This is a genomic window from candidate division TA06 bacterium (genome assembly GCA_004376575.1).
Taxonomy (GTDB): Bacteria; Hydrothermota; DG-26; order E44-bin18; family E44-bin18; genus E44-bin18.
This window is the reverse complement of the sequence record SOJN01000012.1, coordinates 1-20,416: the sequence shown is the minus strand read 5'-3', so window position 1 is coordinate 20,416 and position 20,416 is coordinate 1. Positions and strand designations below refer to the sequence as shown.

Genomic DNA, 20,416 nt, shown 5'->3' with positions numbered 1-20,416 from the left:
GGGTGTGAGGGTGTTGGGTGGAATTTCGCGTGTAAGGGTATAGCGAGGATGGGCATTGACTTGGGGGGAGGAATGGGCTATATTAAATGGTTGGGAGTGGAGCGCAAAAGGACACATAGCATGGCACAGACAGACGAAAAGCATGCCCTCACTTTGATGGCTTCAGAAGCTGAAGGAGTAGACCCCAAGCTGATAGAAAGCGGTCTAGCCTCTGGTGAAATCGTTCTGCCCAAGAACACCAGGAGAAGAAGAATAAAGCCTGTTGCCATTGGCAAAGGCCTCAGGACAAAGGTGAACGCAAATCTGGGGACTTCCCAGGACAGGGCCGATGTCCAGCTTGAGCTGAGGAAGGTAGAGGCGGCGGTTGAGGCTGGCGCAGATACCGTCATGGACCTTTCGACTGGCGGCGACATAGATGAGATCCGAAAAGCAATCCTGGATGAATCTCCTGTTCCTGTGGGCACGGTTCCCATATATCAGGCCTGGATTGAATGCATCAAGAGCGGCCGGCCCCTGGTTGAGGTTACCGGAGATGAGATGATTCAGGCGGTCAGGACCCACGTCGAAGACGGAGTTGATTTTGTCACAATCCACTGTGGTGTCACCCTCAAGTCTGTGGACATACTCTCCAGAGAAAAGAGGGTGACTGATGTGGTGAGCAGGGGAGGCACCTTCATTTTTGAGTGGATGTGCCACAACCGCAGAGAGAATCCGCTCTATGAGAGGTACGATGAAATCCTGGACATGGCGAAAGAGAACGATGTTACGCTCAGTCTGGGTGATGGGATGCGGCCCGGATGTATTGCAGATGCATCGGATAAGGCGCAGATGGATGAGCTGGTGACTCTGGGTGAGCTGGTTGTCAGAGCAAGAGATGCTGGAGTTCAGGTGATGGTCGAAGGTCCGGGGCATATCCCCATTGACCAGGTGGAGGCGAATGTTCTCATGGAAAAGAGGATATGCAATGGTGCCCCATTTTATGTTCTTGGCCCCATTGTGACAGATGTGTGCCCTGGCTACGACCACATCACAGGAGCCATAGGTGGAGCCCTTGCCGCGGCTGCCGGTGCGGATTTTCTGTGCTATGTAACGCCCTCTGAGCACCTAAGGCTTCCAGACATTGAAGATGTGAAGGAAGGGGTCATCACCTCAAGAATTGCCGCTCACGCAGGAGACATCGCAAAAGGCGTAGTTGGGGCCAAGGAGTGGGACCTGGAGATGTCCAGGAAGAGGAAGAGTCTTGACTGGCCTGGAATGTTCGGTCTGGCCATAGATCCACAGAGGGCCAAAGCCCTGAAGGCTTCAACTCCCAGCAGTATCGATGATGTCTGCTCCATGTGCGGCGAGTTCTGCTCCCTCAAGAACCTTCGCAGCACTCTCAGAAAGAAATAGATGGCTGAACGAGATTTCATTCTGGACCGTTTCGTGGCCTTAGACCTCGAAACGACCGGCCTTGACTATGCCAAAGACGACATCATAGAGGTGGGCGCAGCGAAGGTCGAGTTGGGCGAGGTTGTTGAGACTTTTGAGCAGTTAGTTTCGACTGACAAGGAGATTCCCTACAGGGTAAGGCAGTTGACAGGGATCACCGAGAAAGACCTGGTGGGGAGTCCTCCGCTGAGCGACGTACTTCCACGCCTAAAGGATTTTGCTGGCGATCTGCCGGTCATTGCCCACAACGCCCAATTTGACATCCGATTCCTCAAGGCCAGTGGTTATGAGGTCAAAGGCCCTATCTACGACACGCTGGCCATCTCAAGAATTGTCATCCCCAGAGCCAGGAATCACAGGCTGGAGACGCTGTTGAAGGGGTTCGGCCTCTATTCAGACGTCTCACACAGAGCCGGTGAAGACGCCTCCTCAGTTGCGAAATTGTTTCTTTGTCTCTGCGAGAGGATGAAGGGAATGGGACCGGCTGTTCTCAACAGTATCAACAGGATGGTACAGGACTGTACATGGAGCGAGAAGGACTTATTTCTTCAAGCTGAAAAACTTGCTTTGAAGTCCGCTCTCCTTTCTGTGGATGGCGTTCAGTTCTCACCAGACTACGAGAATAGACACAGAAATATCTTTGGAAAGGGAAAGGCTGAATCGAAGGAAGAGGAAGAAAAGAAATATCTGGGGGAGGAGGTTGTTTCTCTCTATTTCAGGGAGAAAGGGAAGCTGGCGAGCACGCTCCCGGGATTTGAACACAGGCCTGAACAGGTGAGTATGGCCAAAGCCTGTGCCAGAAGTTTTGATGAGGATGGATTCCTTGTTGTGGAGGCTGGTACAGGCACGGGCAAGTCACTCGCCTATCTTCTGCCTGCGATACTGTGGTCCGTGAAGAACGGTGAGCGGGTGATCGTCTCCACAAACACCAAGAACCTCCAGGACCAATTGTTCAACAAGGACATACCGTCTCTATCAGAGTCTCTTTTCTTCGATTTCAAAGCGGCACTCCTGAAAGGGAGGGGTAATTATCTATGCAAGACGAAGTGGCAGTCTTTGATCTCTGAGCCAGAGGCTAATCTCGCTTGTGAGGAGAGAATCGGAGTCCTGCCCATCTTCGCCTGGCTAGAAGAGACTGAAACCGGCGAGTTCTCTGAGTGTACTGGATTCAGAGCCAGGGATTACTGGGGTACCCTCAATGCGATTTGCTGTGAGTGGAATTACTGTCTCAAGAAGAAGTGTCCCTTCCATTCCCAGTGCTTCTTGAACAGGGTGAGGGATGCGGCTGCCGATTCGCACATTGTCGTTGTGAACCACTCTCTTCTTCTTTCTGATCTTATGGCCAAGAGCAGGGCCATAGGGAGCTACAACAGACTGATCATCGATGAGGCTCACAATCTGGAGAAGGCTGCAACTGAGCACATGGGAAGAAAAGCGAGTTACGCGAGCATAGGGGGCATGCTGGATATCATATCCCCTGACCGTGGTTACGCAGGGGGTCTTCTGGGCCGAATAGAGAGGCGGCTTGGGACCAAAAAGAAAGCTCTGACAAAGAGTGTTGAGGGGTTGAAAAGGGTGACTTCTGAAGCGAGGCAGTTTGCGCGTCGGTTCTTCGACGATTTGGGCCGAATGACATCAAAGGCTTCAGACTTCGGAAGGAGAAGATATGGAAAGGGCGAGGACAGAATCGCCGCGGTCATGCCAGATGGTATGGAGCTCGCCTCAAGGCTGAAGCAACTGAAGGATGGTCTTTCTGGTCTTGCCGCGTGGATCAGGGCCGCGGAAGGAGAGGGTGCCGGAAAGTTTGATGATATTTTAGAGTCACTTGCAGCGCGTGAGGTGGATCTCCTTGAAACTTCAGACGACATCGAATTCCTTGTCGCCGCTCGGGATGAGAATCACTGTTACTGGACTGAGATGATTGGGAGGGATTCGAATCGGATATGCGAGATGAGGTCCGCGCCGATTGACGTGGGGCAGGCTCTTTGTGATATGCTTTATGAAAATGTGGACTCACTGATATTCACTTCTGCCGCTTTGACAGTTGCCACCTGGTTCGACTTCTTCCTTGAAAGGAGTGGATTGACGAAGTGCCCGGGGGAAAGGGTGAGGACTCTTCTTCTGGGCTCGCCCTTCGATTTCTCCGAACAGGTACTTGCCATTCTTCCCAGGTATTTTCCATCGCCGCAGAGCCCAGAATTCAAGGATGTGGCCGCGAGACTTCTTGAAAAGGTGATACTCAGGACGAGGCGAGGGACACTCGTGCTAGTAACTTCATATGCGATGTTGAACGAGCTCTCCTCCAGAGTTTCTGGGAAACTTGTAGACAATGGAATAACTGTTCTTGTGCAGGGTGAATCCGGATCGAGGACCAGGATGCTGGAGGAGTTCAAAGCAGACAGGAGTTCGGTGGTGTTTGGAACGGACAGCTTCTGGGAAGGGGTGGATGTTCCAGGGGAATCCCTGGAGATGGTGGTCATAGGAAAACTCCCTTTCCCTGTTCCAAACGAGCCAATTACAGAGGCGAGGGCCGAGGCCCTGCAGCAGCAGTCTCTTGATCCGTTTTCTTCCTACATGGTTCCCCGGGCGGTGGTGAGGTTCAGACAGGGTTTTGGCAGGCTCATAAGGAACAAGAGCGACAGAGGTGTCGTGATAATCGCAGACTCGAGAATAGGATCAGCATCATACGGTGAGCTTTTTCTCGATTCGGTACCGGTTGACGTGCAATTCTGTTCAACAGAACATGAAGTGATAGAGAAAATAGACGAATTCTGGAGGGAAGAGGATGAGAAAAAAGAAGAGGAGGCTTCTTGAAATGAAGTACGAGCCAGTAAAAGCGCCCACAGGGAACACAATCTCCTGCAAAGGATGGCACCAGGAAGCTGCGATGAGAATGCTCATGAACAATCTTGACCCACAGGTTGCGGAGAAACCTGAGGATCTGATCGTATACGGCGGGACGGGCAAGGCGGCCAGAAACTGGGAATGTTATCGGGCCATAGTCCAGTCTCTCAAGGAGCTGGAGAATGACGAGACTCTGCTCGTCCAGTCAGGGAAGCCCGTCGGGACATTCAAGACCCACAACTTTGCACCCAGGGTTCTGATCGCCAACTCCATGATTGTGCCGGCCTGGGCCACTGGTGACTACTTCAGGGAGATGGAAGCAAAGGGGCTGATAATGTACGGTCAGATGACCGCCGGATCCTGGATATACATTGGCACGCAGGGGATTCTTCAGGGAACCTACGAGACTCTTGGAGAATGCGCAAGGCAGCACTTTGGGGGCTCATTGAAAGGCAAGTGGCTTCTCACTGCTGGAATGGGTGGGATGAGCGGAGCCCAACCCCTCGCCGTTACCATGAACGAAGGGGTCGTACTCGATGTCGAAGTGGACAAGAGGAGAATACAAAGGAGAATAGAACAGGGTTTCTGCGACGTGATGGTGGAGAACCTGGATGAGGCATTGAAAATGGTTGAGGATGCGGTGAAAAAAGAGCAACCGCTTTCTGTGGGACTGGTGGGCAATGCATCCGAGACTCACCCTGAACTGGTGAGGCGGGGGGTAAACCCGGATGTCTTGACGGACCAGACTTCAGCGCACGATGAACTGAACGGGTACGTACCAGGCGGAATCCCTTTTGAGGAAGCACTCGAGCTGAGAAGGAAAGCCCCAAAGGAGTACATAAGACGTTCATACGAATGGATGGCCAAGCAGATGGATGCAATGCTTGAGATGAAAAGGAGGGGTGCGGTCGCATTCGACTACGGGAATAACATAAGGGGTCAGGCAAAGAAGGCTGGCGTGAAGAACGCATTCGACATGCCTGGCTTTGTTCCTGAATTCATAAGGCCCATGTTCTGCAGAGGTAAGGGGCCTTTCAGATGGGCTGCCCTGTCGGGTGACGAAGAGGACATCTATAAGACCGATGAGGCGGTTCTGAAGCTATTTCCTGAAGATGAAGGCCTCTCAAGATGGATAAGGCTGGCCAGGGAAAAGGTCCCTTTCCAGGGTCTTCCTGCAAGGATCTGCTGGCTTGGATATGGAGAGAGAGACAGGTTCGGGAAGTTGATAAATGACATGGTGGCCAGGGGAGAGTTGAAGGCGCCAATTGTGATCGGGAGAGACCATCTAGACTCCGGCTCTGTGGCATCGCCCCATCGTGAAACCGAAGGGATGAAGGACGGGTCAGATGCGATTGCAGACTGGCCCATTCTGAATGGCCTTTTGAATGCGGTCTCAGGAGCGTCCTGGGTTTCAGTCCACCATGGAGGAGGGGTGGGAATAGGTTACTCGATTCATGCAGGCCAGGTGATCGTGGCTGACGGCACCGATGAGATGGCAGTACGGCTTGAAAGGGTCCTGACGAACGATCCAGGCATAGGTGTTGCGAGGCATGCCGACGCGGGTTACGACCTCGCCAGAAAAACCGCTAAGGAGAAAGGGGTAAAAATACCGATGAGTTGGAAGGGCGACAGTGGTGAATGGTAGTCAAGACAAGACTCGAGGCGATGTGAAAGACTCAGGCAAGGCAGATCTCCTTATCAGGAACGCAAGACAGCTACTCACTCTCGCTGGTCCAGAAGGACCCAGGACTGGCGAAGCCATGTCTCATTTGGGAATAGTTGAGGGCGGTGCCGTAGCCGTAAAGGATGGGAGGATAGTCTTCGCGGGGAAAACAGAGGAGTGCCGGTTTGAGTCTGAAAGGGAGATAGACGCGAGCGGAAGGGTGGTTATGCCCGGTTTTGTCGATTCGCATACACACCTTGTGTTTGCAGGCTCCCGGGAGGAGGAGTTCGAACTGAGGCTGAAGGGGACGAGTTACATGGAGATTGCACAGAAGGGGGGCGGGATCAAATCAACTGTGAAGAAGACTCGCCAGGCATCGAAAGATGAACTGATAGATCTCGCTGAGCCGAGACTGGATGAGATGCTTAGATGGGGTACCACCACTGCAGAAGTCAAATCGGGCTACGGCTTGAATAATGAAACTGAGACGAAGATGCTGGAGGCAATCAGGGATCTCAACGCCAGGCATCCAGTTGACCTGATTCCGACATATCTAGGTGCGCACGACTTGCCGGAGGAGTTCTCAGATGACAGGGAATCCTATGTTGTTCAGGTGATAGAGGCTATCCCGGACGTGGCGAGAAAGAAGCTCGCCAGGTTCTGTGATGTCTTTTGCGAGCAAGGTTTTTTCACTGTTGAAGAGTCCCGCAGGATACTCGAGGCAGCTTCAAAGAATGGTCTTCTTCTCAAACTGCACGGAGACGAGCTGAAGCCTTCGGGTGGTGCTGAGCTTGCCGCGGACCTGGGTGCTGTCAGCGCAGACCATCTTGTGTTTGCGTCCCGGGAGGGGATGAATGCGATGAAGGAGGCCGGAACTGTGGCAGTCCTTCTCCCTGGTACTTCGTTTTTCCTGAGAAAGGCAGCGGCTCCAGCAAGAAAGATGGTGGACACAGGGGTTACGGTTGCAATCGCATCCGACTTCAATCCCGGGAGTTCACCAATAAGCCATATGCCCTTAGTGGTTGGCCTGGCGTGCCTTCTCTACGGGTTCACTCCGGCCGAGGCGATAACTGCGTCAACTGTGAACGGGGCCTGGGCTGTTGGTCTTGGAGAAGAAGTGGGCAGTCTTGAGCCGGGGAAGAAAGCTGACGTGCTGATATTGCGGTTGGAGAGCTATCTTCAAGTGCCGTATTGGTTTGGAAGCAATCCAGTGGCGATGGTGGTGAAGAACGGGAAATTGGTCGTGTAGAAGAAAATACAACAAAACACAAAAAAATACAAGAAAACGCTTGACAAATCCTCCTGGATTTGTTATTTTTTGTTAGACACTTGGAATCTCTTCATTCCTTAAAGGAGGAGATGCTGCCTGGACGTATTATGACTGTAGGGGATGTTGCCGAATACCTGAGCCTTGACCCTCAGACTGTGAGCAGAAAGGCCCAGACAGGTGAATTGCCCGGCTTCAAGGTGGGGAACAGGTGGCGGTTTGACAGGGACGACATAGACAGGTGGATAGTTGGCCAGAAAAACAACACGGGAGAACTCTCGGTAAGGGTAGACCGCATCTGGGAAAAGATAAGATCCAAGGCAGAAAGGTCAGGACTGACCAGGGAGTCGGTCCCTGACCTTCTTTCTGAGATAAGGTCTGAGGGGGGTAGCACGTGGTAAAGCTCGTCCTTGACACGGGCACTCTCGCTGAGAGTTTCTGGGATGGACCGGCCAGAGCTATCATTGGACTGTGGAAGTCTGGAGAGATCATTCTCTGCGTTTCTCAACCCCTCTTGCGCGAGTATGCGGCAATTGCGTCCAAAATGGGGGCAACGGCAAGGGAGAAGGAAGAGTTTGTCAGTCTCTTTTCAGAGAGTCCATGGGTCTCAACTGTGGGGTCAGCAAAGAGGGTAGACGTTATCAGGGAGGATCCCACCGACGACATGTTCCTCGACTGTGCGGTGGCAGGAGGGGCCGATTTTCTCATTACGAAGGATGAGCATCTTCTTGGACTTGAGTCCTACAGACGTATCACAATCGCTCTTCCGGAGAACTTCGTAAAGGCACACTCTGTTGGATACAGGCACTAAAAAGCTGGAGGTGAGATGGACAAGATAGTCGAATGCGTACCGAATTTCAGTGAAGGCAGAGATATGGCCGTGATCAAAGCGATTACAGATGAGATTGAGAAGACAGAAGGTGCGAAGCTTCTGGATGTCGACCCAAACGGTGACTACAACCGGGTGGTAGTGACGTTTGTCGGCGACACCACCTCAGTATGGGAGGCAGCGTTCGCGGCAACAGCGAAGGCTGCCAATCTCATAGATATGACTGCGCACAAGGGTGAGCATCCAAGGATGGGTGCGACCGACGTTGTGCCGTTTATCCCGGTGAGGGGCGTTTCAATGGATGACTGTGTTGAGATTGCGAAAAAATACGGCATGGAGGTAGGCGAGAAACTGCGCATACCCGTGTACCTCTACGAATATGCCGCATCCAGACCTGAGAGGAAGAACCTTGCTGCTGTCAGAAAGGGAGAATACGAGGCACTTGCCGAAAAGCTGAAGGACCCTGCCTGGAAGCCTGACTTCGGACCTGCCTCATTCAATGCGACTACTGGGGCCACGGCTACAGGGGCTCGAGTTTTCCTGATCGCATACAACGTGAACCTGGCGACAGACGACGTAGGGATAGCAAATCAGATAGCGATGAGAATAAGGCAGAGTGGTGGACCAGTCAGAGATGAACAGGGAAAGGTTGTTAAGGACGAAAAAGGGAAGACTAAGCGGATACCCGGGTCTCTGAAAGCAGTCAAGGCCATGGGAGTTCCACTCGAAGAGCACGGCATAACTCAGGTCTCAATCAACCTGGTTAACTATGAAATCACGCCTCCACATGTCGCATTTGAGGAGGTTTCAAAGGAGGCGGAGAGCCTCAACGTCAAAGCTACTGGCAGCGAGATTGTTGGTATGACTCCTTTGACCCCGATGATCCTGGCTGGTAAGTACTTTCTGGGCAAGGCTGGGGAAAGCACAGAGGCGTCGGAGGAGAAGCTTGTGCAGGCCGCCATTGAGGGGCTGGGCCTGTCTCAGCTTGCTCCATTCAAACCGCAGGAGAAGATAATTGAATACCGGATCTGAAAAAGCGGATAGACATGAAGAGCCCTTCAGGCTCTGGAGAAGGGAGGAGTGATGTTTAGCGGGCAAACACTGAGTGATTTTCTGGATGTGCTTGCATCAAAGGCTCCAACACCGGGTGGAGGGTCGGTGTCTGCCCTCTCGGGGTCAATTGGAGCATCTCTGGTGGCCATGGCAGCTAACCTGACCATTGGAAGGAAGAAGTACGCTGATGTTGAAGAAGAGATGAAAGAGGTGCTTTCCAGTGCAGAGAATCTCCGCAAGGAAATGGAGACCCTCATTGAAGAGGATGCAAGATCTTTCGATTCGGTTATGGAGGCATTCAAGATGCCCAAGGAGACAGAGGAGGAGAAGCAGGTGCGCAAGGAAAAGATTGAGACTGCAACAAAACTTGCCACTGAGACTCCTCTGAAGGTAATGAGGAGATGTCTGGAGGGTACGGATATATGTTCCAAGGTTGCTCTCAAAGGTAACAAAAATTCCATTTCTGATGCCGGGGTCGCGGCACTTCAGCTTGAGACTGCTGTAAATGGCGCCATGCTGAATGTGCTCATAAACCTTCCCGGCATTGAGGATGAGGCTTTCAGAAACAGGGCTAAGGCTGAGGCGGATAGTATCTGCGAACTCGTAGAATCGAATTCGAAGGCGATTCTGGATTTGGTTAGATCGAAGATGTAAAAGAATAGAGGAGGTTTTGTCTCTTGGCAAGTCAGGCTGCAGTAAAACAGTTAGCAGCTGAGCACTCAGCGAGGGGAGAGTACGAGCTCGCGCTGCAGGAGTACAACAAGCTTCTCGCAGAGAACGACAGCGATGCAAGCGTGCACAACCTCATGGGAGACATATACCTCAAGATGGGTGACAGGGAACAGGCCATCATGGAATTCGAGAGGGCCATAGAGATTTACACAGAAGAGGCATTCTTTACAAATGCAGTTGCAGTCTGCAAGAAGGTACTGAGGGCAGACTCAGATCGGGCAACTGTATATGAGGAGATGGGCGACCTCTATTCAAAGCAAGGGCTTTTGGGCGAGGCAGTAGCCAAGTACAACGAGTTTAGCGACCGTATGAAGGCAAAGGGTGAGATGGAAAGGGTCTTCCGCACCTACCAGAAGATAAAAGAGATCATGCCCAAGAAGCTAGACGTCAGACTGTTTCTTGTCGATATGTATCTTGCCCGAAACAGAAGTGGCGATGCCGTATCAGAGCTGAGGGAAGTGGCCAAGCTCTTCAGAGAGCAGGACAAGACTGAAGATGCGGAAGGTGTTGAGGCGAGGATAAAGGCACTGGGTGGTTCCATAGAGCCTGAGAAGGTGGTGAAGGCTGGGCCGATAACGGAAGAAGGAAAGCAGACTCGTACTACCTTTTCAGGTGTTCAGGAGTTGCCTCCCGGATTAAGGGAGCCGGGAGCAGAGCCACCGCCTCAACCTGCGCCTACAGAGGTCGAGGCTCCAGCTGTGGAGGAGCCAATCGCAGCAACTGCTCCCGAGGAGGCTGCGCCGAGTTCTGAGATAACGTTCGAACAGACCACCAGTGACCTTGAGATAGAAAGGACTGAGGCTCCAGCGAGTATGGGTCCAGAGCTTGTCACCGGTGAGCCAGAGGCATCGGAAGCAGTAGCGCTGGAGGTAGAGAAGACGGGTCCGGTTGCTGTTGAGACAGAGCCGTCGGATGCGGTCACTGCTGAGGCAGAGAAACCGGAGGCCGAATTACTAGAACTGGAAAAAGCAGAGACAGATATTGCTGATCTGACTGTGGAGGAAGCAGAAGCGGTGCTAGGGTTGAAGAAAGATAAATATGAACCGATGTTCAAGAGCTCTCCGACAGACTATGCTAGCTATGTGGAGCTGGCTGACTTGTGCCTCTCCGTAGGGAACGAAGAAGAAGCTTTGGAATACTTTTACAATGCCGCTGACTCCTATTTTGGAGACAAATCGTATGATGAGGCATCTGAGATCTATGAAAGGATAGCTGAAATGAGACCTCTGGAACTGAGACCCCGCCAGAGGATCGCGCAGTCAGCGCAGAAGAAAGGCGATACAGGAGAACTGGTAAAAGCCTATATTGGTCTTGGCAACTGCCTGGAGACAAGGGGGGCAGCCAAAGAGGCGATTTCAATCTTCAAGAAGGTGCTCAAGCTTGACCCCCAGAACGATGTGGCACAGGCCAAACTTTCCGGCGCGGTTGAGCAAGTGGCAGAGCCTGCTGCCAAGGAGCCTGTCGAGGCCAAGCCCGAGGCCAAACCCAAGCCTGCTCCGGCCGCTGGGCGGACGAAGGGTAGACTACGTGTAGAGGCTGAACCTGTTCAGACTGGCGGTAATGTGAACTTTGATGACATAATAAAAGAGGTGAGCTCCGAACGGCCGGCCAGGTTCAAGGTCGGGGAGGAGCCAAAAAAGAGAGCGGGACTCCTCACCATGGCGGAGCTTCTACAGGAGTTCAAGAGTGGCGTGGAGGAGAACATACCTGCTGGAGATTACTCCAGCCATTATGACCTTGGGATAACATACAAGGAGATGGGTCTTCTTGACGAAGCTGTAGAGGAGTTTACAAAGACATCAAAGAGCCCTGATATGGCCGCAAAGGCGTTTGAAATGCTGGGAAGGGTTTTCCTGGAGAAGAAAGACTACAAGGGAGCCGTAGGCCATCTTAAGGCAGGGCTTTCCTCAAAGGTGTCGGTCCCAGAGGAGCAGATCGGTCTTTTCTATAACATCGGTAGGGCATATGAGGCGTTGGGAGCGAAGAAGGATGCCCTTACTGCATATTTGAAGGTTAAGGGATTTGATCCGAATTTTGAGGATATTGAGGCAAGGGTAGCGAGCGTCCAGCCTGAAAAGGCCGAACCGGCTCCTGCGGTGGAGGTAGAGGCTGCTGCCGCAGAAGCTGAGGCTCCCGCTCCGCCGAAACCGAAGCGGAAGAAGAAGCGGCCCGAGAAGAAAGCACCAAAGAAGAAGGGTAAGATAAGTTACGTGTAAGAGCCTTTTGAAGGTGGGTGAGCATGGACTATACTCAGTTTTATGGCCTAAATGAACAGCCTTTCTCCGACACACATGACGACAGGTTTTACTACGACAGCCCGCAGCACTCCAAAGCTATCATAAAGCTCAGCTATGCTGCGGAAACGATGAGAGGTCTTGCCATTCTAACCGGAGACATAGGTACAGGAAAAACGACTCTAGCCAGAAGGATGCTTGGGCTCTTCTCATCGCAAAGGGACTACGAGACGGCTCTGCTGATCATCATTCACTCGGAAATCACTCCCATCTGGCTTTTGAGAAAAATAGCTATGCAGTTTGGGGTGGAACCCGGAGAGGTCGGGAGAGTAGATATAATTGCACAACTCTACAAGAGACTGGTTGAGATAAGTGACCAGAACAAGAAGGCTGTTGTGTTGATTGACGAGGCGAACATGCTTCAGACCAAAGACATAATGGAGGAATTGCGTGGCCTGCTGAATATCGAGTATGCCGAAGGACATCTCATCACGTTTATTCTATTTGGCCTGCCTGAGATGGAGGGTCGTCTGAGACTCGACGAACCCCTGTTTCAGAGAATAGGGATGAGGTGCCATCTTCATCCCCTGTCGGTTGAGTCGACCAAGGAGTACATAAGATACAGGGTCAACGTTGCTGGTGCCGAGAATAACATATTCAGTGATGAGGCTATTGAGCTGGTCCACCATTACTCTAAGGGAAAGCCGCGTCTGATAAACTTCCTGTGCGACAATGTTCTTCTGGAAGGATTTCTCCTGAAGAGGGAGACTATAGATGAGTCAATGATTGAGGAGGCAGCCGAAGATCTGGGGATGACAACCTGAGAAGTCGAAGAGAAAGTGCAGCTCATGCACAGAAAATACGTTGACCTGCATGTTCATACCACCTATTCCGACGGAACCTTCACCCCTGCCCAGGTCGTAGAGAAAGCGGAGGCCGCGGGGCTCTCGGCTGTTGGAATAGCAGACCACGACTCGACCCTTGGGATTGAGGAGGCGGTGAGTGCTGCGGCTGAGAAAGAGATTGAGGTGGTCCCTGCTGTGGAGCTCAGTTGCACGGCCTATGAACTCGATATTCACATTCTGGGATACTATGTGGACTACACGGACACAGGCCTTCTCGAAATGCTATCCAGGGTTCGGGAGGAGAGATTCAACCGCGCTGTAAAGATGGTGAAGAAGCTAAAGGGTTTGGGAGTAGAGCTTAGTATGGCTGAGGTCGAACATCTGGCCAGCGGTGGTGCAGTTGGCCGCCCTCATATTGCCGAGGTCCTGGTGAAGAACGGCTACGTCAAGAATTTCGGCGAGGCTTTTGTCCGATACATCGGCTACCATTCACCTGCATATGTTCCCAAGATGGAGATGAGCCCAAGAGAGGCCTTCGACCTTCTGAAGTCTGTGGACGCCATCCCCGTCTTTGCCCATCCGGGAACGGTGGGCAGGGATGAGATCATACCTGAGTTTGTCAGGCAGGGGCTGGAAGGCATAGAGGTCTGGCATTCGAAGCATGATTCCTCAACTTCAACGAGGCTTGCCAGAATAGCCAAATCCTATGATCTGATCATGACTGGTGGCTCCGACTGCCATGGTGAAAGGCAGAATGGGCCACTTCTCGGAAAAGTTAAAGTTCCGTATAAGATACTCGAAGAGTTGAAGTCAGCAAGGGAAAATATCGTTGCCATCTAAGAGCGCCTACTTGAATCTGTTATCTTCGCTGGCAAGGAAGAGCAGTTCCAGGATTGTCCTTCTCGTCCTTGATGGGGTAGGCGGGCTGGCCAAGGACGGGAAGACTGAGCTGGAGGCTGCCAGGACTCCGAATCTGGACAGCTTGGCGTGTGGTGCGTCATGCGGCCTATCCGTTCCAGTCCTGCCTGGAATTACACCAGGGAGTGGGCCGGCCCATCTCGCTCTTTTTGGCTACGACCCATTGGTCTTTGAAATCAGCAGGGGTGCGCTCGAGGTGTACGGTGTGGGAAAGACCCTGTCAGATCAACAGATCGGCGCAAGAGGAAACTTCTGCAAGATAGACGGGGACGGGGTGGTAAGAGACCGAAGGGCTGGGAGACTCAGGACCGAGGAGAATGCAAGGCTGTGCGCGCACCTGAACGAGAGGATAGGGGAAGTGGACGGGGTGGGCGTTGAATTTGTTCCTGGAAAGGAACACAGGTTTGTCCTCATACTTACGGGCAAGGGCCTGAGTTCTAAGTTGTTCGATACTGACCCTCATGAGGAGATGAAGCACTATGCAGAGTGTACCGCTTCTGACCCGGAGGGCGAAATGACCGCACGCGTTGTGAACTCCCTGATGGAGACTGTTCTGGATGTCCTGACCGGGGAGAAGGAAGCGACGGGCATCATCCTGAGAGGGTTTTCGGGCAGGCCTGAGATACCCACGCTCGGAGATCTTTACCATTTAAGACCTGCCGTTATTGCCACCTACCCGATGTATAAAGGTATTGCTAATATCGTCGGTATGGATATAATCGGGTGCGAAAGCACCTGGGGAAGCCAGGTGACGGCGCTGGAGGAGTTATTTGGCCGCTACGACTTCTTCTACATACATTATAAATTGACGGACATGGCCGGAGAGGATGGGGACTTCGAAAAGAAGGTAGGTTTCATCGAAGAGGCTGACGGAGCTGTGGATAGAATATTAGAGCTGAAGCCCGATGTTTTTGTGGTCACAGGTGATCACTCGACCCCTGCTTCCATGAAAAAACATTCATGGCATCCCAACCCATTTATGATAAAATCAATAGGTGCGAGGATCGATTCTGCCGACAGGTTCACAGAGGGGGAATGTGCCAGAGGATGCCTGGGCGTGTTTGAGGCCAAATATGGGATGGGGTTGATGCTTGCCCATGCAGGCAAGTTAGATAAATTTGGTGCATAGACTTTGGGTTTCTGAGTAGATGGGAGGTTTTGTTGACAATCAAGCGGGCGCTGCTAAGCGTTTATGATAAGACTGGGATAGCCGATTTCGCCCGAGGGCTCACGGACCTGAACGTTGAGCTAATAGCCAGCGGAGGCACAGCGTTGTGCCTGGGGGATGCCGGGGTTGAGGTTGTGGAGGTTTCCTCGCTCACGGGCTTTCCGGAGATTCTGGGCGGGAGGGTAAAAACTCTCCATCCTGTTATACACGGGGGAATACTTGCAGTAAGAGACGACCCGTCGCAGGAAAAGGAGCTATCGGCAAATCAGATTTCGCCCATAGACATGGTGGTCTGCAACCTGTATCCTTTTCCGGAGGTGGTGGCGGGTGGGTGCGGGATGAAGGAGGCTATGGAGAATGTGGACATCGGCGGACCCGCTATGATAAGGGCGGCTGCCAAGAATCATGAAGGTGTGCTGGTGGTGACCGACCCCAATCAATATGATGACGTCCTGAAGGAGATAACAGGAGACGGCGACGTATCTGATGAGATGAGGCTGGAGTTCGCAAGGAGGGCTTTTAGACTGGCCTCCGTCTATGATTCAGCGATATACAAGTATTTACAGGGGTCAAAGAAGGACATGGAGTTCCCCAGGACTCTCTGGCTGGTATTTGAAAAGGTAAAGGATTTAAGGTACGGGGAGAACCCCCATCAAAGGGGAGCATTCTACAGGGAGGAGTTTTCTTCTGAATACTCTCTGGCTTCTGCAAAGCAGATCCAGGGCAAAGAGCTTTCTTTCAACAACATCATGGACATGGATGCTGCGGTGGCCATCGTTTCAGAGTTTGACAGACCCGCCTGTGCGGTCGTAAAACATGCTAACCCTTGTGGAGTCGCCTTCGGAGAGAGTGCTGTGGACGCTTACAGGCGTGCCCACCTCACGGATCCTGTGTCTGCCTTCGGCGGGATAATAAGCCTCAACAGAAAGGTTGATGCGGAGGCGGCCGAGGAGATAGCCGGCACTTTTGTTGAATGCTTGATCGCACCTTCGTACGATGGTGCGGCTCTGGAGAAGCTCAAGAAAAGGAAGAACTTGAGGGTGATGGAGCTTCCTTCGCTGGGCGGCAGGAGCGCATCGAGAAGTCTGGATTTCAAGAGAATCAAAGGAGGTTTTTTGGTTCAAGACGCAGATGATGACGAAGACAATGCTCGTGCATGGGAGATTGTGACGCATAGAAAGCCTGATGAGAAGGAGATGGAGGCTGCCACATTCGCATGGAAAGTGGTCAGGCATGTTAAGTCTAATTCAATAGTATTCGGTACACAGGACAGAACGATAGGAATAGGCGCGGGGCAGATGAGTAGTGTGGATTCTGCTGAACTGGCTCTGTAGAAAGCGAGGGGCGTTGGCTCCTACACTGTGGGGACGGCCATGGCTTCGGACGGTTTTATCCCCTTCGCAGACTCTGTTGAGGTAGCAGCTAAAGCCGGCGCAACCGTCATAATCCAGCCGGGGGGATCCATAAGGGACAGAGACGTGATTGATGCTTGCAATAGGAATGACATTGCGATGATATTTACGAAGAGAAGGCACTTTAGGCATTAGGCCAACAACATTTCAGGTGGTCTAAGATGTTTGATGATACGAGGGAAAAGTCTGGAGAGGATCCGGAGTTTGCAAGATTGGTCAAGGAGATTGTGAAGCATCTCGCTCGCTCTCTGAGGAATGTGCGTTCATATCCCGCTGGCCACCCTTTTGTGATTAAGAGTACGAGCGAGACTCACGAACTTCTGATACAGGCCCTGGAAGGAAGGAAAGAACTTGTTATGGTCTTGTTCGAGAATACGCTTATGATAGAAGGGTATAAGGTGGACAAAGTATCAGTCCCTGCTGTACAGGGGTTGTCCAGAGATCTGGCCAGGACAGACATCAGATCTATCTCATTTTCTCCGGCTGTCAGGCCCATAGACCTTCAGGGGCTGTTCCAGGTTCTGGCCATGGATAAGCTCCGTTTGCAGGAGGCTGGCGGTGCAACGGAGGCATTCAGGGATGCGGATGTGAAGGGGGTTGGGTTGAATGAGGTTGAATACGGTATTGTGTCGAGGAAAGGTGGTGACACCGGTCCAGGTTTTGGCTCGGGAACATTTGACTGGGACTCTTTTATGCAGTCTTTAAGTGTAGATGGCCCTTCAGTTTGGGGAAGCCCTGAGATGATTGCAGAACTTGTTCTTTCAGGGAAGGCTGGTGCCGGTGGTGGTGTTGGTGGAGGGGAAGCTGGTGGTGCCGGTGGTGGTGTTGGTGGTGGAACCGACGGTGAGATTGCCTTTACGAACATGCAGAAGGTTGTATCCAAGATGCTGTCTCTATACGGGGATGACAGGAGAAAAGACTTCACAAAGTGGTTTGCAAAGTTTGTAGCTGGAGTGAAGCCGGCAATCGAAGCGAAGCTTGAAGACAAGAAGACTTTCGAATCGAAGATGGCCGAGATGATAAGAAATAACCTGCAAACACTCTCAGATTCTGAAATAATTGACCTTATGATGGAAATGGCTGCCAAGAAAGGTGCCACTGAAAGCGAGGACGTAGTCAAGGAGGCGCGTGCTTTTCTGGATGCACTCTCGATCCAAGAAGACAGGAAGGACGACCTTCTGGAGAAGCTACAGGGAAGACTATTAGCGGGAGACAGTGGTGAGGGGACTGTGCGAATAGTTGAGGAGGATGCAATTGTCACATCAAAAGACTCTCTGGAAAAGCTGAAGCAAAAAGCATCAGGCACTCTGGGGAGGAGAGATATCGACTTGATGATAGAACCTTTTATGAAAACGCTTGACGATTCTTTGCCGGACGTGAGAAAGAGGGGTGCCGAAAGCCTTGGTGAGATGCTGCTAGGTCTCATCGACAAAGAGAAGTTCTTGCTTGCCGAAAAGTCGATCAAGATCCTCAGAGGAAAAATGGACAAGGAGGACAGTTTCGAAGTATACCTGGCTTATGTGTCTGTTCTGGAGAAGATAGCCAGGAAGATGAGAGAGGCAGGGAGAACCGATATAGCCGAGAAGATACAGGCCACATTCACAGAGCAGATTTCATCGGAGCAGAAAAGGAAAAGGGCTGTGCAGGCCTTGGGCAAGGTTGGCGGCACAGATGCTCTTATCAGTCTTTTGTCCGCGTTATGGGAGTCGGGCATCTACAAGGAAGTGAGAGACGCAATTGTGAACATGGGCAAGGAAGCCATGCCACTCGTCATGGAGATATTCCGTGAGGCTGAGGACAAGCTCCTGAGAAGGAGGATGATTGACCTGATAACAAACATTGGTGCCGATGCAATGCCGCACCTTGTTGAAGCAGCCCGTGACGAGAGCTGGTTTATCAGGCGCGATGTGGCAACTATTCTTTCTGAGTTTGAAGATCCAAGGGCGATTGAAGTGTTGGAGATGCTGAGCAAGGATAAGGAACTACTGACAAGGGAGATTGCGCTTGAGGGAATCGCGAGGACAAAGGATCCCGAAGCTGAAAGGATCTTAATAGAGGCGCTGGGTGATCCGGTCACAAAAGTGAGAGACACTGTCATCAAGCTTCTGGCTAAGGTTCCCGGTGAGAAGGGAGCACTTGCGCTTTGCGATATGGCCCTCCAATTGGAAGATGAGGACCTTCAGAAAACAATATGCGGGAGCCTGCGACAGATGGGGCATGTGGCGGCAGTCGAGGGTCTGACCAAACTCATAGAAGAGACTGCCTTTATGGGGAGGCCTAAGTATCCCGATGCTGTGAGAGTCAATGCACTCTTTGCGCTCGCCAAAATTGGGGGGGATGCTGCCAGGTCGGTAGTTGAGAAAGCAGTAGATGACAAGAGCAGGTCAGTACAGATTGCCGCTCAGTCTGCCCTTAGAAGGATGAAGACTGATGACCAAGCGGGCAATGGTTGAAGAGAAGATAGTCGTACTCGACTTTGGCTCTCAGTATACCCAGCTCATAGCAAGAAGAATCAGAGGGTTTTCTGTTTTCTGTGAGATTGTTCCTTTCGATTTCCAGATCGACAGCACAGAAGATGGGAACATAAAAGGGTTTGTGATGTCCGGGGGGCCTTCCTCCGTATACGACAAGAATTCCCCGCTTCCCAACAAGCACATCTTCGATATGGGTAAACCCGTTCTGGGCATTTGCTATGGTATGCAGGTGATAGCCTCTCTCCTGGGAGGAAAGGTGGCGGCCACTGTACAGAGAGAGTATGGAAGAGCTGAGCTTTTGATTGACAAGAGAGCAAGGCTTTTCAAAGGTCTACCTCCAGAGATTCAAGTATGGATGAGTCATGGAGACAGGCTTTCCGGGATTCCCGCTGGTTTCGAACAACTGGCGCACAGCACCAACTCGCTTTATGCTGCGATTGGCGACCTGGATAGGAAGATATATGGGATTCAGTTTCATCCGGAAGTGGTCCATACTCCCAGAGGGAACGACATAATCAAGAACTTTCTATTTTCCGTTTGTGGATGCGAAGGAGGGTGGACTCCGAAATCCTTCTTAAGGAATTCACTTGAAAGCATCAGGCAGGTGGTTGGTGCCGGTCAAGTTATTTGCGGCCTCTCTGGGGGCGTGGATTCAGCAGTAACAGCGGCATTGATACACAAGGCGATTGGGGATCAGCTCACGTGTATTTTCGTGAACAATGGGCTGTTGAGAAAAGGGGAGGAGAAAGAGGTACTTTCCACATTCAAAAGCAAGTTTAAAATGAACCTTATATATGTAGACGATGAAAAAGGCTTCTTGAGCAGATTGAAATCTATCACCGATCCCGAGGACAAGAGAAGGATAATAGGAGAGAGGTTCATAAGGGTATTTGAGCAAGAGGCGAAAAAGCTGGGTAAGGTAGACTATCTGGCCCAGGGCACGCTGTATCCAGACAGGATCGAGTCTAGCTCAGTCCACGGTCCATCGTCGACAATAAAGACCCACCACAATGTAGGAGGTCTTCCTGAGCTTATGAGACTGAAACTCATAGAGCCTCTAAAGGACCTGTTCAAGGACGAAGTTAGAGCGGTGGGAAGGGAGCTTGGTCTGCCGGAGGGGATTGTTGAAAGGCAGCCCTTTCCGGGTCCTGGTCTCGCAGTGCGGACGGTCGGTGAGGTAACCAGGGATCGGTTAGATATATTGAGGGAAGCAGATGCCATCTTCCTCGAGGAGCTTGAAAGGTCAGGCCTGAGGTCGAAGAAGGTCGCTCAGGCCTTTGCAGTCCTCTTGCCAGTCAAGAGCGTTGGTGTCATGGGAGATGGAAGAACTTATGAGAATGTTGTGGCGCTGCGTGCAGTGACCACTGAGGACTACATGACCGCCGACTGGCTCAGGATTCCGCATGATGTACTTGCCAGAATCTCCACCAGGATAATCAATGAAGTGAAGAATGTGAATCGCGTCGTCTATGACGTGTCCACAAAGCCCCCCGCCACGATAGAGTGGGAGTAACCCCACCCTCTTCACCGCCACTCCCCGTTCAAT

General features: G+C 51.9%; 12 protein-coding genes and 2 pseudogenes. All 14 read left to right on the top strand.

The window, feature by feature from the left end; genetic code table 11:
* The first annotated feature begins 120 nt into the window (after positions 1-120).
* Positions 121-1,392 (top strand): phosphomethylpyrimidine synthase ThiC, encoded by a 1,272-nt coding sequence (gene thiC / locus E3J62_00805; protein ID TET47656.1) that lies wholly within the window; start codon positions 121-123, stop codon positions 1,390-1,392.
* Complete coding sequence (locus E3J62_00800; protein ID TET47631.1) at positions 1,393-4,245, top strand: DEAD/DEAH box helicase; 2,853 nt, start codon at positions 1,393-1,395, stop codon at positions 4,243-4,245.
* A 1-nt stretch (position 4,246) separates the two neighbouring features.
* The gene (gene hutU, locus E3J62_00795) at positions 4,247-5,920 is read left to right on the top strand and encodes a urocanate hydratase (protein TET47655.1); all 1,674 of its coding nucleotides are present in this window, start codon (positions 4,247-4,249) and stop codon (positions 5,918-5,920) included.
* A gap of 22 nt (positions 5,921-5,942) precedes the next feature.
* Positions 5,943-7,187 (top strand): imidazolonepropionase, encoded by a 1,245-nt coding sequence (locus E3J62_00790; GenBank protein ID TET47654.1) that lies wholly within the window; start codon positions 5,943-5,945, stop codon positions 7,185-7,187.
* A 113-nt stretch (positions 7,188-7,300) separates the two neighbouring features.
* Entirely contained in the window at positions 7,301-7,606 is a 306-nt protein-coding gene (locus E3J62_00785) for a DNA-binding protein (protein TET47653.1), read from the top strand.
* Entirely contained in the window at positions 7,600-8,016 is a 417-nt protein-coding gene (locus E3J62_00780; protein TET47630.1) for a putative toxin-antitoxin system toxin component, PIN family, read from the top strand. Before E3J62_00785 ends, E3J62_00780 begins: the two co-directional genes overlap by 7 nt.
* A gap of 15 nt (positions 8,017-8,031) precedes the next feature.
* Positions 8,032-9,741: pseudogene (gene ftcD, locus E3J62_00775) on the top strand (glutamate formimidoyltransferase).
* 23 nt (positions 9,742-9,764) lie between these two features.
* Positions 9,765-12,035, top strand: a complete 2,271-nt coding sequence (locus E3J62_00770) for a tetratricopeptide repeat protein (GenBank protein ID TET47629.1) — start codon at positions 9,765-9,767, stop codon at positions 12,033-12,035.
* Positions 12,036-12,058: 23 nt separating this feature from the next.
* A complete protein-coding gene (locus E3J62_00765) occupies positions 12,059-12,877 on the top strand; it encodes an AAA family ATPase (GenBank protein ID TET47628.1) in 819 nt (272 codons plus the stop codon).
* Between the two features lie 24 nt (positions 12,878-12,901).
* Complete coding sequence (locus E3J62_00760; GenBank protein ID TET47627.1) at positions 12,902-13,738, top strand: PHP domain-containing protein; 837 nt, start codon at positions 12,902-12,904, stop codon at positions 13,736-13,738.
* On the top strand, positions 13,722-14,945 hold the full coding sequence (locus tag E3J62_00755; GenBank protein TET47626.1) for a 2,3-bisphosphoglycerate-independent phosphoglycerate mutase: 1,224 nt from the start codon (positions 13,722-13,724) through the stop codon (positions 14,943-14,945). Before E3J62_00760 ends, E3J62_00755 begins: the two co-directional genes overlap by 17 nt.
* Positions 14,946-14,977: 32 nt before the next feature.
* A pseudogene (gene purH / locus E3J62_00750) lies at positions 14,978-16,531 on the top strand (bifunctional phosphoribosylaminoimidazolecarboxamide formyltransferase/IMP cyclohydrolase).
* Positions 16,532-16,557: 26 nt separating this feature from the next.
* Positions 16,558-18,849 (top strand): hypothetical protein, encoded by a 2,292-nt coding sequence (locus E3J62_00745; protein ID TET47625.1) that lies wholly within the window; start codon positions 16,558-16,560, stop codon positions 18,847-18,849.
* The gene (guaA, locus tag E3J62_00740; protein TET47624.1) at positions 18,827-20,383 is read left to right on the top strand and encodes a glutamine-hydrolyzing GMP synthase; all 1,557 of its coding nucleotides are present in this window, start codon (positions 18,827-18,829) and stop codon (positions 20,381-20,383) included. The genes E3J62_00745 and guaA overlap by 23 nt, the downstream gene beginning before the upstream one ends.
* Positions 20,384-20,416: the final 33 nt, after the last annotated feature.

Excerpts from the sequence above, each read along its gene's own strand:
- thiC (TET47656.1), top strand. The coding sequence starts at position 121 with ATGGCACAGACAGACGAAAAGCATGCCCTCACTTTGATGGCTTCAGAA.
- E3J62_00800 (TET47631.1), top strand. The coding sequence starts at position 1,393 with ATGGCTGAACGAGATTTCATTCTGGACCGTTTCGTGGCCTTAGACCTC.
- hutU (TET47655.1), top strand. The coding sequence starts at position 4,247 with ATGAAGTACGAGCCAGTAAAAGCGCCCACAGGGAACACAATCTCCTGC.
- E3J62_00765 (TET47628.1), top strand. The coding sequence starts at position 12,059 with ATGGACTATACTCAGTTTTATGGCCTAAATGAACAGCCTTTCTCCGAC.
- E3J62_00760 (TET47627.1), top strand. The coding sequence starts at position 12,902 with ATGCACAGAAAATACGTTGACCTGCATGTTCATACCACCTATTCCGAC.
- E3J62_00745 (TET47625.1), top strand. The coding sequence starts at position 16,558 with ATGTTTGATGATACGAGGGAAAAGTCTGGAGAGGATCCGGAGTTTGCA.
- guaA (TET47624.1), top strand. The coding sequence starts at position 18,827 with ATGACCAAGCGGGCAATGGTTGAAGAGAAGATAGTCGTACTCGACTTT.